The organism is Neobacillus sp. NPDC093127 (assembly GCF_044754175.1).
Lineage (GTDB): Bacteria > Bacillota > Bacilli > Bacillales > Cytobacillaceae > Neobacillus.
In genome coordinates this window covers 295,756-310,538 of record NZ_JBIVOP010000001.1, presented here as the reverse complement: position 1 = coordinate 310,538, position 14,783 = coordinate 295,756, and the positions used below count along the sequence as shown (strand labels likewise).

At 42.2% G+C, this 14,783-nt stretch carries 14 protein-coding genes; all 14 read left to right on the top strand.

What is annotated here, in order from left to right:
- Positions 1–2: 2 nt before the first annotated feature.
- Positions 3–482 (top strand): flavin reductase family protein, encoded by a 480-nt coding sequence (locus tag ACIQCO_RS01555; RefSeq protein ID WP_400425034.1) that lies wholly within the window; start codon positions 3–5, stop codon positions 480–482.
- Between the two features lie 30 nt (positions 483–512).
- Positions 513–1,295, top strand: coding sequence for a 2-keto-4-pentenoate hydratase (locus ACIQCO_RS01550; RefSeq protein WP_400425031.1), 783 nt, complete (start codon positions 513–515; stop codon positions 1,293–1,295).
- Between the two features lie 60 nt (positions 1,296–1,355).
- Positions 1,356–3,215, top strand: coding sequence for a V4R domain-containing protein (locus ACIQCO_RS01545; RefSeq protein WP_400425028.1), 1,860 nt, complete (start codon positions 1,356–1,358; stop codon positions 3,213–3,215).
- Positions 3,216–3,423: 208 nt separating this feature from the next.
- Positions 3,424–4,263, top strand: coding sequence for an alpha/beta fold hydrolase (locus tag ACIQCO_RS01540; protein ID WP_400425025.1), 840 nt, complete (start codon positions 3,424–3,426; stop codon positions 4,261–4,263).
- A 12-nt stretch (positions 4,264–4,275) separates the two neighbouring features.
- Complete coding sequence (locus ACIQCO_RS01535; RefSeq protein ID WP_400425022.1) at positions 4,276–5,229, top strand: VOC family protein; 954 nt, start codon at positions 4,276–4,278, stop codon at positions 5,227–5,229.
- 64 nt (positions 5,230–5,293) lie between these two features.
- The gene (tcuA, locus tag ACIQCO_RS01530; protein ID WP_400425019.1) at positions 5,294–6,799 is read left to right on the top strand and encodes an FAD-dependent tricarballylate dehydrogenase TcuA; all 1,506 of its coding nucleotides are present in this window, start codon (positions 5,294–5,296) and stop codon (positions 6,797–6,799) included.
- A 14-nt stretch (positions 6,800–6,813) separates the two neighbouring features.
- Positions 6,814–7,986, top strand: coding sequence for an acyl-CoA dehydrogenase family protein (locus tag ACIQCO_RS01525; protein WP_400425017.1), 1,173 nt, complete (start codon positions 6,814–6,816; stop codon positions 7,984–7,986).
- A gap of 62 nt (positions 7,987–8,048) precedes the next feature.
- Entirely contained in the window at positions 8,049–8,918 is an 870-nt protein-coding gene (locus ACIQCO_RS01520; RefSeq protein WP_400425014.1) for a bifunctional riboflavin kinase/FMN adenylyltransferase, read from the top strand.
- A gap of 47 nt (positions 8,919–8,965) precedes the next feature.
- A complete protein-coding gene (locus ACIQCO_RS01515; RefSeq protein WP_400425012.1) occupies positions 8,966–9,853 on the top strand; it encodes an isocitrate lyase/PEP mutase family protein in 888 nt (295 codons plus the stop codon).
- A gap of 24 nt (positions 9,854–9,877) precedes the next feature.
- Positions 9,878–11,299, top strand: a complete 1,422-nt coding sequence (locus ACIQCO_RS01510) for an FAD-binding protein (protein WP_400425009.1) — start codon at positions 9,878–9,880, stop codon at positions 11,297–11,299.
- Between the two features lie 28 nt (positions 11,300–11,327).
- Entirely contained in the window at positions 11,328–12,065 is a 738-nt protein-coding gene (locus ACIQCO_RS01505) for an SDR family NAD(P)-dependent oxidoreductase (protein ID WP_400425902.1), read from the top strand.
- A gap of 23 nt (positions 12,066–12,088) precedes the next feature.
- Positions 12,089–12,526 (top strand): GlcG/HbpS family heme-binding protein, encoded by a 438-nt coding sequence (locus tag ACIQCO_RS01500; RefSeq protein ID WP_024028305.1) that lies wholly within the window; start codon positions 12,089–12,091, stop codon positions 12,524–12,526.
- 15 nt (positions 12,527–12,541) lie between these two features.
- Positions 12,542–13,915: an FAD-dependent oxidoreductase gene (locus ACIQCO_RS01495; RefSeq protein WP_400425006.1), complete on the top strand. Its 1,374-nt coding sequence runs from the start codon at positions 12,542–12,544 to the stop codon at positions 13,913–13,915.
- Between the two features lie 36 nt (positions 13,916–13,951).
- Positions 13,952–14,776, top strand: coding sequence for an aspartate/glutamate racemase family protein (locus ACIQCO_RS01490; RefSeq protein WP_400425004.1), 825 nt, complete (start codon positions 13,952–13,954; stop codon positions 14,774–14,776).
- Positions 14,777–14,783 lie beyond the last annotated feature (7 nt).

Sequence of the window (14,783 nt, the reverse complement as noted above, 5' to 3'; positions counted from 1 at the left end):
AAATGGATGATCGTCTATTTCGCACAGCGATGGGGAAGTTTGCAACCGGTGTAACCGTTATTGTCACAGATGTGGAAGGAGATGTGCATGGAATGACAGCTAATGCCTTCATGTCTGTTTCACTTAGTCCAAAGCTAGTTGTTATTTCTATAGGTGAAAATGCTCGCATTCTTGAAAAAATTAAACAAAGTAACACATTTTCAGTAAATATTCTTGCTGCGGACCAACAAGAACTGTCGATGATTTTTGCGGGGCAGATAAAAGAACCTCGTGAAGTGGCATTTGATCGTCTTGATGGAAAGCCAGTTTTGGCTGGTGCTGTCGCACAAATTGCCTGTGAAGTTTCAGCGGAACATGTAGAAGGCGACCATACGCTTTTTATCGGCAAAGTTACCGATATTCACCTAGAAGAGGCAGAACCACTGATTTTTTACAGTGGACGATACCGGTCATTAACGGAAGAAAAGGCTTGTACGATATAAAAATAGTGTTATTGGAAGGGGGGCCATACTATGGATATTCAAAAAGCGGCATCTGCCCTGCTGGAAGCTGAATATGAGAAAAAACAAATCGCCCCATTTACATCATCAATAGAAGAAATTTCTATTGATGATGCTTACCAAATCCAGCTTCAGCAAATACGCAGAAAAGTGGATAATGGTGCAGTCATTGTGGGAAAAAAGGTTGGTCTTACTAGTAAAGCGATGCAGGAAATGTTGAATGTGAATCAGCCAGATTACGGACATATCCTTAATAATATGGTTTTTGAAGAAGGTAAAACAATTCCCTTAGAAAGATTTATTCAACCAAAGGTAGAATTTGAAATTGCCTTTGTTTTAAAAAAGGATATACAGGGACCTGGAGTAACCATGAATGATGTAATCGATGCAACCGATTATGTTGTTCCTGCACTTGAAATTATTGATAGCCGCATAAAAGATTGGGAAATAAAATTCGAAGATACGGTAGCGGACAATGGGTCATCAGCTGGTGCTGTAATCGGCCAGAAAAAGACAAGACTAACGGAACTTGATCTTGCCAGTATTGGTATGACTGTTTATCGAAATGGTGAATTTTTGGACTCTGCACTTGGTGCGGCTGTAATGGGGCATCCTGCCAAAGCTGTGGCCTGGTTAGCCAACGCACTTGGGGGATACGGGATTGCTCTTAATGCCGGAGAAGTCATCCTTGCTGGCGCACTTTCCAAGGCGGTTCCAATTGAAGATGGAGATACATTCTCAGCAGAGTTTGAACAAATAGGCAAGGTTTCGGCAACCTTCAAAAAAAGCAGGTGAAAATATGACAAAGTGTAAAATTGGAATTAAGTAAATCATTTGACGGAAATGGGTGAGAGTATGAAAGGTCATCAAGCTAATATACTGGAACCTAGCGGCGGCATTGAAAATAGGAATAAAAAAATTCTTACAACAGCCAGTGCATTTGGACATTTACGAAAAGGGATTATTGAGAATTTAGGAACAAAAAGGGCGAAGGGATTTCTTCTCCGTTACGGCTGGAGCTTAGGAGCAACTGATGCGCAAGAAGCTATGAAACACACTTCCTCCATTGATGACCTTTTGGCGCAGGCATCTATACTCCATTTAAGTACTGGCCATATTAAGGATATTCAGTCTGAAAGAATCCTTGAAATGAGTGATTCGGAAACGATTAAATCAATTCTTGGGAAGGGGAAATGGATTGACTCGTTTGAAGCAAATGAGCATCTAAAGCATCATGGGAAATCGGATATTCCTGTTTGTCATACCCTGACCGGATATGCAAGCGGTTATATGTCAACCGTTTGTAAAAAAAGTGTCATTGTTAAGGAAATAAGCTGTATTGCCACAGGAGACGAGGAATGCTGCTTTGAGGCAAGGCTACAGAAGGATTGGGGAAGTGAAATTAGCGGTGAGCTGGCATTTTATCAAGAAACCAATATTATTGAAGAGCTTGAGTATACGTACGAGCAGTTGTTAGAGCAGCGGAATTATATCGATAAAGTCTCAACCTTTCATAAGAAATTAACAGAAAGTGTTTCTAATGGAAGCAATCTGCAGGATATTGCGGATACTACTTTTAAATTATTGCGGATTCCCATTTCGATTGAGGATTTAAGTTTCCAGAAAATCGTTTACGCTGGAATCAGCACAGAAGACTATTCAAAACTGAACAAAGAACTAAAAGTGAGCCTTATTCGAAGAAATAGAAAAAACAATAGTAACCTTCCACTATTTAATGAAACTACTAGACTAAAAACAGAAAATCAAGAACGTCTTGTAACTCCAATCATTGTGCATAAAAAGATTATTGGGTATTGCACATTCATCTATTCAAAGGATATCGCAAAAATGGCCGATAATAATATCATGTTTATTGAGCGATTAGCCAATGCCGCTTCTTTGTACCTTTTGAATGAAAAAACTAGTTTCGAAGCATTAGAAAAAATGAAGGGATATTTCTTAGAGCAAATTTTTAAAGGCCAGTACTCTACTAAAGAAGAAATCATTAACCGAGGGCGGTATATGGGGGTGGATCTTAAAAAGCCATTTTATATCGTCGCAATAGCCTATAAAGAGAAAGGCAGTGCAGCAAAAAATCAACTTGATCATCATGACCAAGTTTTAGAGACCATCGCCAAATATCTCGATATCCAGGGTTATAAAGTATTGATAGGCCAGTTTGAAGGTCAAATCATTATGCTGATTCCCGAAATAAATAACGTACCATCTAAAATGGAAAAGATTTTGAAACACCTGGGAGCTGCCTATTCTTCCTTCCAATATAAAATGGGAATCAGTGATAAAGCGGAAGATATAGGCAGTGTACTCGATTGTTATGAAGAATCCTTAATTGCTTTGAGGATGGCTACGGAAAAGAAAATCATTTGTTTTAAAGATTTAGGAATTGTGGGCGTGTTGATTAGTTCAAAAAATATCAGCGGAATTAAGAAAATTGCCAAGCAGGAATTAGGTCCGCTTTACAAGCAGGAAGATGCGAAGCAAAAGGAATTAATCAAGACCCTTTATGTCTTTTTAGCAAATGGGGGGAAACTGCAGCAAACAATGGATGATCTTGCCTTATCTATGAGTGGGCTAATGTATCGGATCAATAAAATAGAAACATTGATTAATAAAAACTTACGGGATTCCATCCAAAGCTATCAGCTTTTGCTCATCCTTGATTCATTACAGGCTCTGGGGGAATTGGAACTATAGATAACAAAGCAGTCCTCAAGTGTAGGATTGCTTTTTCTTTTCTCTGTTTATTGGTAAAAAACCAATAAAAATTACCGGAAAAATAGTTGGAATCAGATAGTTTTTTATCTAGAAAGAAAATAGTTAATTTTCTAAAATTCAGATAAAGATATTTTTCGAAAGAAATGCAAAGGCTTACAGAGTCCATATGAAGGAGGAATAAATCCAAATGTCTAATATTACGCAACAATTAATTAAAACGAATAACTATGAAACATATTTAAATCGATCTGGTGAAGGAAATTCTGAAGTCATTTTATTTTTACATGGTTCTGGACCTGGAGTGTTCGCATGGGCCAATTGGCGATATGCTTTGGCTGCCTGCAGTGAGGAATATGATTGTCTTGCACCGGATCTGCTCGGCTTTGGTAATAGCAGCCACCCCAATCCACTTCCAAAGAACAGACAGGGGTGGATGGATCATTGGGTTAATCAACTGATCGAAATGCTTGATGAACTTGAGATTCAAAAAGCCCATGTGGTCGGAAACTCATTAGGCTGTTCTGTGGCACTTGAGCTGCTTCTGGAATATCCAGAACGATTTGGGAAAGTTGTTCTAATGGGACCAGGAGGAACGCCAAATACCAAACTTAGTACAGAGCTTGCCCGTGCCAAAGGCTTTTATGACAATCCATCCGAAAAGAAAATGCGTCAAATTATGAGCTGGTTTGTCTACGATGCCGAAAAGCTAGCGCCTGAAATAGACGCACTGGCAGAAACTCGTTATGTGACAGCCGTGCGTCCGGAAATCCATCTTTCCAATGAATCTATTTTTGCAACCACTCCTGTCCCAGTGCCTGTAACCGCCCTAAAGCGAATCCAGCACCCAGTGTTACTCGTACATGGCCGCGATGATATGGTTTGCTCTGTTGAGTCCAGCTACTACCTGTTAACCTACCTGCCAAATGTTCAGCTGCATGTTTATGGACAAACCGGTCATTGGACGCAAATTGAGCAGCAGGAAAGCTTTAATCATTTAATTCAAAGTTATTTCTCAAGTAAACTCTAGGAGGTCAAAAGAATGTCGTTGCCAGAGATTGCAAAACTTGGACACGTAGCACTTGTCACACCAGATCTTGAAAAATCACTTTGGTTTTTCAGGGATGTAATTGGATTGGAAGTAACAGAAGAAGTAAATGGAACCTATTATCTGCGGGCATGGGGAGACTTTGAACATCACACCCTTTCGTTAACGGCAGGAGACCGCGGCTATGTTGATCATATTGCATGGAGAACCAAGCGGCCTGAAGATGTGGAAGGTTTTGCCCGGCTGCTCGAAAAAGCAGGGACAGAAGTAAGATGGATTGAAGCAGGAGAAGAAACGGGCCAAGGAAGGGCAATCCGTTTTAAACTGCCTAGCCAGCATTCCTTTGAAATCTACTATGATGTCGAAAAACCGAAAGTGGATGAAAAAAGACGATCTGTTTTGAAAAACCAAACCTACAAAGCATGGGCACGCGGCTGCTCCCCAAGGAGATTTGACCATGTAAATATTGCCACTTCTATGGAGGTTGGGGAAATTCTTGATTACTTAGGAAAGCAATTAGGCTTTAAACTGCGTGAGTATGTGAAATATCAAAATGAAAACATTGTTGCCGGCTGGATGAGCGTGACTCCTCTAGTTCATGATATTGCAGTCATTACACGTCCACAGGCAAAAACACCAAACCAGCTCCACCATATTTCCTACTGGCTGGACAATGCTCAAGATATTCTTAGGGCTGCAGATATATTGAAAGAAAACGGAATCCATTTTATCGGCCCGGGAAAGCATGGAGTTTCCCAAGCATTTTATCTTTATGTAATCGATCCGGGAAGCGGCTGCCGTGTAGAACTGTTCAGCGGATCCTATTTAATCTTAGAACCAGACTGGGAGCCTGTTGAATGGTCCGAGGAAGATCACTCGATCGGCAACACCTATTGGGGCGATTCTGTGATGGATAAGGAAATGAATAAACCAACCATTGAAGCTTAAAATAATGTGCTGACTCAACACCACCAAATTGAGTCAGCTTTTTTAAAAAGAAAGGAAGAGGTCTGTGACTGAAATTAGAAAGTATGAAACAGACATTGTGGTCGTTGGAGCAGGAAATGCTGCGATGTGCGCTGCTATTTCCGCACGTGAAAATGGCGCATCAGTCATGGTATTAGAAAAGGCACCAGAAGCAGAAAAAGGTGGAAACAGCACTTACACACATGGTTCAATCCGGTTTGCCTATGACGGCAATAATGATTTAAAACAAATCATGCCTGACTTAACAGCGGAAGATTTTGCAATCACAGACTTCGGATCCTACACGGAAGAGGAATTCTTTCATGATATGTGCCGTATGACAGAATACCGTACCGATCCAGAGCTAGCGTCACTCCTAACCGGTAATAGTTTTGAAACGATGAAATGGCTTGTGTCCCATAAGGTGAGATTTGTGCCTATTTATGGGCGCCAAGCCTTTAAAGTGGATGGTAAATTCAAATTTTGGGGCGGAATGATTGCCGAATCGGCCGGTGGCGGTCCAGGTTTAGTCGACTCACTGCATGAGGAAGCAGCGAGACTAGGTGTGCACGTATTATTCGATGCCATGGCAACCGAACTGATTCATGATGACGATGGGGTTCATGGAGTTATGTTTAAACATAAAAGAAGAACGACAGAAGTCCGTGCTAAAGCAGTGATCTTAGCTTCTGGGGGTTTTCATGCCAATCCAGAAATGCGGACCCGTTATTTAGGTCCGAAATGGGACCTGGCCCATGCGAGAGGCAGCCGTTATAACACCGGAGAGGGAATTAGTATGGCACTAAAAATCGGAGCTCTTGCCTCGGGAAATTGGTCTGGCTGTCATGCAGTTGGCGGAGACCGATATTTGCCAGATTTTACTGAAGGTTTTCAAAGGCTAAGTTATCCATTTGGCATTATCGTAAATGCTGAAGGAAAGCGCTTTTTGGATGAAGGGGCGGACTTTCGAAACTATACTTATGCCAAATATGGAAAGCAGATTCTAGAACAGCCCGGCCAATTTGCCTGGCAGATATTTGATCAAAAGGTGACGGGTCTATTACGTGATGAATATCAAGGCAGACAAGTCACAAAGGTGAAAGCCAAGACATTAGAAGAATTGGCAGAGAAACTTGAAGGTGTTGATAAAGAGGGATTTTTAAAAACAGTTAAAGAATACAATCAGGCTGTATGTAAAGAAATCCCGTTCAATCCTAATGAAAAAGATGGAAAGTGTACAGAAGGTTTAGAGATTGGAAAATCCAACTGGGCTAATACCTTAGATGAAGGCCCATTTGAAGCATATGCCGTTACATGTGGGATTACCTTTACCTTTGGAGGCTTAAAAACGAATACAAAGGCTGAAGTACAAGACGTACTGTATCAGCCCATTCCAGGATTGTACGCTGCAGGAGAACTCGTTGGCGGATTATTCTATTTTAACTATCCTGGCGGGGCCGGCTTAATGGCAGGCTCTGTTTTTGGAAAAATTGCTGGTGAAAATGCTTCACGATATTGCCATCAAGTAAAAGAAAAAGAGGAGATTCTATAAAAGGGGTGCTAAAAATGGTAAGCAATTTATTGGATGAAAACAAAGCCGAGTTGAGCTTGTTATTAAAAGGAGCAGAAAAGGTAGGGAAAATTGCAGAATCTGAAGCACTTGAAGCAGATAAAAACAAAACAGTTTCAAAAAATGTCATTGATGCGATTAAAGAGGCCCGCTTATCTAAATTGTTACTGCCAAAAAAATATGGGGAGCCACAAGTAGATTTAAGGGATTATTCTAAGATTATCCGCACGGTTGGAAAATATAATATTTCTGCTGCTTGGTTAACCTTTCTTTATTCCATTCATAATAGTTTAGTAGCTTATATGACGAAAGAAGGGGCAGAAGAAGTTATTAATCAGGGAGGATTAATAGCAGATATTTTTGCTCCAATCGGAAAAGTAGAAAAGGATGGGGAAGGTTATCGGATAACCGGAAAGTATAGTTTTGTAAGCGGTATCTTATATAGTGACTGGGTGGCTCTTGCAGTGAAAATGAAGTTGGACCACAGTGAGGAACCTGAATTATGCATGCTGACATTACCGATATCTGATGTTCAAATTATTGAAAATTGGGATACGTTAGGACTGAGAGGTACTGGAAGCAACGAAGTATTTGTCGATAATGTCTATGTGCCAAAGCACCATCTAATACGGCTTACTGCTGCAGATCGTACAGGCAGACCACCTGAAGGTTATGATGAAGACTATCCTCTTTATGATGTTCCATTTTTCTCATCTTTTTGTATCGGATTCCCGATGGTAGCGCTTGGTGGTGCAGAGCGTTTACTGGAAGAATTTAAGAACAGAACGGAAAAGAGGGTTCGATTAGGAGGAAAATCCGCTAAGGAGTCCCGTCATCAGGGAGTATTAGCTGAATTAACGATTAAATATTACGAAGCGGAAGGTCTATTAGACAAATATATTTCTTTATTAGAAAACTATGAAATGGGAAAAGAAGATAAACGTGGTGAATTCGCCGCGATAAGGGCAAAAATCACGAAGAACGTATCGGACATTGCGGTGAAAGTTTTATTGACACTTGGCGGATTTTCCGTATTTAAAGGAGATCCAATTGAAATGTTCGTTCGCGACATTTTGGTAGTATGCACACATCGGTCCAATCTTTACGAAGACGCAGTGGAAGCGTTTGGAAAGACACAATTTGGCTTTGATGTATCGATTAATGGGTAATGAGGACCCAGCAGCAAAATAATATTACGATTGAGGCATAAATGGATTAAAGGAGGAGCTGTATGGAAACGATTTATTTGAATCCTGAAAATCTGCCGTACCGGAAGCTAAAGGCAAAACAAAGTGTAATGGCGCTTGGATTTTTCGACGGCATTCATAACGGACATCGTAAAGTAATTCAGACAGCTCTTGAGATAGCCAAAAAAAAAAATCTCCCCTTAACGGTTATGAGTTTCTTTCCCCATCCGAAAACAGTGTTATCGAATGGAAAAACAAAGGTAGATTATTTAATGCCGCTTTCTGATAAAGCGAAATTGTTTTGCGAACTTGGTGTTGATATTTTTTATATTGTTGAATTCGATCGGGAGTTCGCATCGCTGCTGCCAGAAAAGTTTGTTGCTAAATATTTACTGGATCTCGGTGTCGTCCATGTAGTTGCAGGTTTTGATTATACTTATGGCTTTCGCGGCGAGGGGAATATGGATCGATTGAAACGTGATTCAGGGGAAATCCTCGAAATTACGAAAGTCAACAAAGTAGAATGCGGCGGGGTAAAAATTAGTTCCACTTGCATTCGGAAAAAATTGTCTAAAGGAAATGTGGAAGACTTGCCGGCCTTCTTAGGACGCTCTTATGAAGTGGGGTGCGAATGGAATGGCAGTGCGTTAAGAATTAGGCCTTACTATACTCTGCCAGCTCCCGGCAGGTATGCTGTCACCTTAAGCGGAGGATGTCATTCACAAGAGATGGATGTAGTGGTCACTAGTGAAAATGAACTGATTCCGCTTCTAAGTATTTCGGAATTAGTTTTGAACAGTGATACTACCGTATTAGTCACATGGCATCAGCGAATCATCGAGGCAGGAAAGGATTCTAAAACTGAACATAATTGGGTGCACCCTTCGAAATTTAGTTTCGTCTGGAGTGGATGAAAAGAGAGATTTACAAAACATTTTTTCATAAAAGGGGACAGGATGAAGTGAGTAAAACAAATGAGTTCCAAAAGCTAATTAGAGAACCAGGTTCCTTTATCTCGCCTGGGGCTTATGATGCCATGTCTGCTAGATTAATAGAAGAAATTGGCTTTAAAGCGATTTACGCCACGGGTGCTGGAATATCTAATGCTCAATTAGGGTGGGCAGATGTAGGCTTAACTTCCTTAAAAGAAGTTGCCGATATCGTTGCCCGGATGACAGATGTCACGACCATTCCGATTGTAGTGGATGGTGATACAGGATTTGGCAATGCCATAAATGTAATGCGCACCGTCCGTGAATTTGAACGGGCTGGAGTGGCAGCGATTCAAATGGAAGACCAAGTTTCACCAAAGAAATGTGGTCATTTCAATGGAAAAGATGTGGTTTCCAAAGGTGAAATGGTGGGGAAAATCAAAGCTGCGGTGGACACGAGACATGACGAAAATCTAGCCATCATTGCCCGCACAGATGCGTTAGCCGTTAATGGCATGGAAGATGCTTTAGACCGAGCACATGCTTATAAAGAGGCTGGAGCCGATATTATCTTTGTAGAAGCGCCTACAACTATTGAACAATTGAAGCAAATTACTAGTTCATTAAAAGGGATTCCTCAAGTTATTAACCTTGTAGAAGGCGGCAAAACCCCGCTCATTTCTTTAATCGAAGCTGAAGAAATCGGTTTTAAAATCATGCTTTGTGCGAATACCGTTCTCCGTTCAGCAATCAAAGGAATCACGGAATCATTAAAAATTTTAAAAGCAGAGGGTTCACAAGAAAATGTCTACAATTTGATCTGTACGTGGGAAGAAAGACAATCACTCTTTAAACTCAATCAGATCACTGCGTGGGAGGAAAAGTACTCAGAAAATAAAGCGCTGCCAAATAGGTAAATAACTTTAGAGGAGGATACTGATATGGGTAGAGAAGTAGATTATGACATTGTTGTAATTGGCTGCGGGGTAGCTGGAACCTCAGCTGCACTATCTGCGGCGGAATCAGCCAAAAAAGCAAATAAAAGCGTTAAAATCGCTATCTTAGAACGGGCTGATTATGACCATAGAGGCGGAAATTCAAGATGGACCGCCTCCTATATGCGGATGAAGAATCTCGATGAGGTTGCTGACAATTTTGTAGAAGATATGCTGGCTTTTTCAGACAACTATTCTGATAGAGAGTACATAGAAACTCTCGCCAAGGACGCTGGCAGCACCTTAAGGTGGGTAGAGGAAAAAGGGGTTGAATTCGACTACCTGCCAACGATGTTTTTAACGGCATCACGGCCGCGGTTACTGCCAGTAGGCGGAGGGCGTGCGATTGTTGACACTTTATCCCGACGGGCAAGCGGACTTGGTGTAGAAATAATTTACGAAGCTACTGCATGGAAATTGCTTCTTGACGAAGAAGGGGCAGTAAATGGGCTTAATGTGCGTGTTAAAGGTGGAACATCACTTCAATTAAAGGTAGGAGCTGTTGTTCTAGCTGCCGGCGGCTTCCAAGGAAACCAGGAAATGATGGCACAATATATTGGCAGAGATGCCCATAAAATCCGGACCGTTGCGGAGGGCGGCTTATACAACAAGGGTGAAGCGATTCGGATGGCAATGGAGATTGGTGCCAAAACGGCTGGCCAGTTTGATTCCTTCCATGCCGAGCCGGTTGATCCAAGAAGTAAACGGGAAGAGGCTGCTGTTATGACATTCCCTTATTTTATTTTGGTCGATCAAAATGGCAGTCGCTTTGTGGATGAGGGGAAAACGACGATTGATGAGCAATATGAAGAGGTTGCCCGAAAGATTTTCTACGATCTTCCTGGTCATGTGGCCTATATGATCGGCGATCAAAAAATGTATGAAATACCAAATTATGAACGGGCATTGGAGACTGATAAACCAGCTATTGTAGCGGAAACACTTGAAGAACTGGCAGAAAAAATTGGGGTGCCTGCTGAACAGTTGGCTGCCACTGTTAAAGAATATAATGCCGCTGTTCAGCCGGGTGAATTCTATTGGGATAAAAAGGATGGAAAACAAGCAGTCGGAATTACACCCCCAAAATCAAATTGGGCGATTCCAATTGACAAGGCACCATATATTGCCTATCCAATTGTCTGCTCCAATGTATTCACAAATGGCGGGTTAGCTACTGATACAAACGGGAGGGTCCTGTCACAAGACGATGATCCCATTCCGGGATTATATGCAATAGGAGAAACAGCTGGTCTCTATTACGGAAAATATCCCGGCGGAACGTCTGTGCTTAGAGGATTGGTATTTGGCCGTCGTGCCGGCACACATGCCGTATCATATGTAACGGATTCAGCGAAGCTTGAGGTTTAAACGATAAGCAATGCTTTCAAGGAAAGGGGTGTACTTTTTGGAATTAAAAGATAAGGTAGCCTTTGTTACGGGGGGCGGTAGAGGAATTGGCAGGGAAACCTGTATTCTATTGGCAAAACAAGGCGCTAAAGTCGCTGTTTTTTCTAATAATCAATCTGAAAGTGAAGAAACAGCCAGATATATTTCCACAGAACTTGGCGGGGAAGCCCTCTCCCTTGTTGGAGATGTTCGCAAAGAAGAGGATGTAAATAAGGCAGTCCAAGAAACACAAGAAGAATTGGGTTCGATCGATATCTTAATTAATAATGCCGGTGTGATGCTTCTGAAACCGTTCCATGAAACAACGGTGGAAGAATGGGATTTTGTTCAAGAGGTTAATATTCGCGGGGTGTATTTATGTGCCCGGGCAGTAGTCCCGCAAATGAGAGAAAAAAGAGATGGTGTGATTATCAATCTATCATCCATCTGGGGAACAAAAGGCGGCCCTGACAGAAGCGCTTATATTGCATCAAAATATGCTGTAATTGGATTTTCAAAAGCCTTAGGTGAAGAATTGAAGCCCGACAAAATTCGAGTAAATGCAGTTTGCCCAGGTCCAGTAGATACGAAAATGATGGAAGGGCTTACACCGGATGTGAATAAAGAAAATTGGCTGCAGCCAATTGATCTTGCGAATGTAATTGTTGATTTATGTCTGCCGAAGATGAAAGCCGTCACGGGCGCGGCAATTGAAGCATTTGGAAATGGACGACCAGTGAATCTATAACAAAATGAAAAGGAGATAAAAAAATGGAAAAGTTAAAAGCAGCAATTGAATCTAAAAATATTAGTCTTTCATTAGCGCAAAAAATGTTGGAAGCAGCCTTGGTAAAGGGAGAAGAACTAGGAATGCCATTCAGCATTGCCATTGTCGACCGGGTGGGCAATATTAAAGCATTTGCTGCAATGGATGGTGCACCCGTGCTAAGTTTAGAGATTGCTCAAAACAAAGCATTTTCAGCAGCTACCTATAATAGAGCGACACATGAATGGTACGACAGACTCAAAGATGATCCGCCATTATTACATGGTATTGTCCACACACCTAGATTAGTCATTTTTGGTGGTGGTTACCCAATTAAAATCGATAACGAACTCATTGGCGGTGTAGGAGTAAGCGGTGGACACTATACTCATGATATGCAGGTATGCGAGGCGGCTTTAGAAGTGCTAAAGACATTAGAGTAAGAGGTGTGAAAACCGATGGAAACATATGATTTAGTTATTTTGGGCGGCGGATTGGCTGGGATGTGTGCGGCAGTTGAAGCTGGTGAGCTAGGTGCACATGTTCTCCTGCTTGAGAAACAGGATGAACTTGGCGGCAGCACGGTGCTTAGTTCAGGATATATGGCCTTTGCTGGAACGGATATGCAGGAAGCGGCAGGGATCATTGATTCCACTGAGTCCCTTTTGGATGACATGATTGAAGTCGGTGGAGGCGTGAATGATCTTTCATTGGTCAATACCTATGGACGTTATCAGCTTGAGACCTATTCATGGCTTGTGGAACACGGCATTGAATTCCGTGCACTGGAGGCAGTAAGCGGCCACAGTGTTCCAAGGGGGCACATCATTGATCCGCACCAAGCCATTCAGTCACTTTATCGAAGGTTGAAGAATCTTCCAAACGTATCTATTCGTTTTAGTGCACCGGCCAAACGTTTATTGAAGAACAAAGGTGGAAGAATTAATCGGATTTTATATGATTTTAATGGTGCAGAACAGACTGTTCTAGCCTCAAAAGGAGTAATTCTAGCTTCTGGCGGTTTTGCAAAAAATGAGGATCTGCTGCATCAATTTGCCCCCCAGTTGAAAGGAGCACTTCGGATTGCCGGTGCTGGCAACCAAGGGGACGGTCTAATGATGGCCTGGGAGCATGGTGCCTGGATGCAAGACCTGCCATACTTGAATGGTACATACGGTTTCCATCCAACGGCAACAGGTGTGGTTAAATCCCAAGGGCTTGCTTTTTACAAGGGTGGAATTATCGTGAATCAGTTTGGAAAACGCTTTGTTAACGAATCGATTTCCTATAAGTTATTGGGTAAAGCTGCATTCGAGCAGCCAGAGCAAATCAGCTATCAAGTTTGGGATCAAACGGTAATGGACAAGAGCGTGTTTGACGACCCGCTTTATGATTTTGAATTACTGCGCCGCCGCCGCCTTTTATATGTGGTTGATACATTAGAAGAATTGGCAGATTGCATAGATGTTCCTCTGGAAGTTCTAGAAGATACCATTTCAAGATACAACCAAGGGATTCAAAACGGGGAGGAACCAGACTTTGGCCGGAAGACATTAACACATAATTATGGTAAGCCGACTCCGATTGAAAAAGCACCTTTTTATGCTTTTGAATCGACAGTTGCCATGCTGGCAACCTACGCCGGTATAGCTGTAAATGCTGCGGGGCAGGTTATCAATCCTTATGGCGAGACAATCCCTGGTTTGTATGCGGCTGGCGAAATAACAGGCGGATTCCATGGTGCCGGATATATGACTGGAAGCTCGCTGGGGAAAGCTGCTGTCTTTGGGCGGATTGCCGTTCAATCCGCTTTAGTGGAGGTAACTATTTAACTGACCCTGGAAAAAACTAAAAGGAGGGTACATGAGATGAAAATCTGGCATCAAAGTCTTACCACGATTGATCGGGTGCCGCAATATCGTGATGCCATTATGAACCATGTAAACAGGATTGCCCGTCCTGACGTTGAGGTAGTATTACACGGAATGTCAGAAGAGACATATCCAACACATTATCCCGGCATTTATATTACTCATGCTTACTTACAAAACCTGCACCGCGAACAGTTTGTCCGGGCGGCTCTTACGGCTGAAGCGGCAGGCTATGATGCGATGTTCATCGCTACAATTCCCGATGTAGGTCTCTTAGAAGCACGAACTCTGGTGGATATTCCTGTAGTAGGGTATGGGCAGGCATCTTTTCATATGGCTTCCATGCTAGGTGACTGTATTGGCGTTGTTAATTTCTTAGCACCGCTCGCAGACGAACTTCAGCAAAATGCTGCCCGTTATGGCCTTGGCGGCAAACTAGGACCAATTGTTCAAACGGAAGCCGGGTTTGATGCAGTATTAGCCGGATTTAATAAACCAGAGCCTGTCATTGCCTCATTTAAAAAGGCTGCCGAAAAGGCAATCTCAGAAGGGGCTGATGTCATTGTACCTGGAGAAGGCCCAATGAACGTTTTCCTCGCTGCACATGGAGTTTCAAGAATTGGGGATGTGCCGATTGTCGATTCCTTCGGCGCGGGAATTAAGATGTGCGAGTCGCTGGCAGATTTGCGGAGAGTGTCCGGGGTATATATGACCCGACGAGGCTATTTCAATGCAAAACCGCCAGCTGAGGCAGTAGCGAGACTAAGAGAAATGTATGGACTAGAGCCGAATCCAGATCCAAAAAATGATCGAGGTTTATAGATTAAGT

Excerpts from the sequence above, each read along its gene's own strand:
- ACIQCO_RS01550 (WP_400425031.1), top strand. The coding sequence starts at position 513 with ATGGATATTCAAAAAGCGGCATCTGCCCTGCTGGAAGCTGAATATGAG.
- ACIQCO_RS01555 (WP_400425034.1), top strand. The coding sequence starts at position 3 with ATGGATGATCGTCTATTTCGCACAGCGATGGGGAAGTTTGCAACCGGT.
- ACIQCO_RS01490 (WP_400425004.1), top strand. The coding sequence starts at position 13,952 with ATGAAAATCTGGCATCAAAGTCTTACCACGATTGATCGGGTGCCGCAA.
- ACIQCO_RS01525 (WP_400425017.1), top strand. The coding sequence starts at position 6,814 with ATGGTAAGCAATTTATTGGATGAAAACAAAGCCGAGTTGAGCTTGTTA.
- ACIQCO_RS01545 (WP_400425028.1), top strand. The coding sequence starts at position 1,356 with ATGAAAGGTCATCAAGCTAATATACTGGAACCTAGCGGCGGCATTGAA.
- ACIQCO_RS01535 (WP_400425022.1), top strand. The coding sequence starts at position 4,276 with ATGTCGTTGCCAGAGATTGCAAAACTTGGACACGTAGCACTTGTCACA.
- ACIQCO_RS01520 (WP_400425014.1), top strand. The coding sequence starts at position 8,049 with ATGGAAACGATTTATTTGAATCCTGAAAATCTGCCGTACCGGAAGCTA.
- ACIQCO_RS01495 (WP_400425006.1), top strand. The coding sequence starts at position 12,542 with ATGGAAACATATGATTTAGTTATTTTGGGCGGCGGATTGGCTGGGATG.
- ACIQCO_RS01510 (WP_400425009.1), top strand. The coding sequence starts at position 9,878 with ATGGGTAGAGAAGTAGATTATGACATTGTTGTAATTGGCTGCGGGGTA.
- ACIQCO_RS01540 (WP_400425025.1), top strand. The coding sequence starts at position 3,424 with ATGTCTAATATTACGCAACAATTAATTAAAACGAATAACTATGAAACA.
- ACIQCO_RS01500 (WP_024028305.1), top strand. The coding sequence starts at position 12,089 with ATGGAAAAGTTAAAAGCAGCAATTGAATCTAAAAATATTAGTCTTTCA.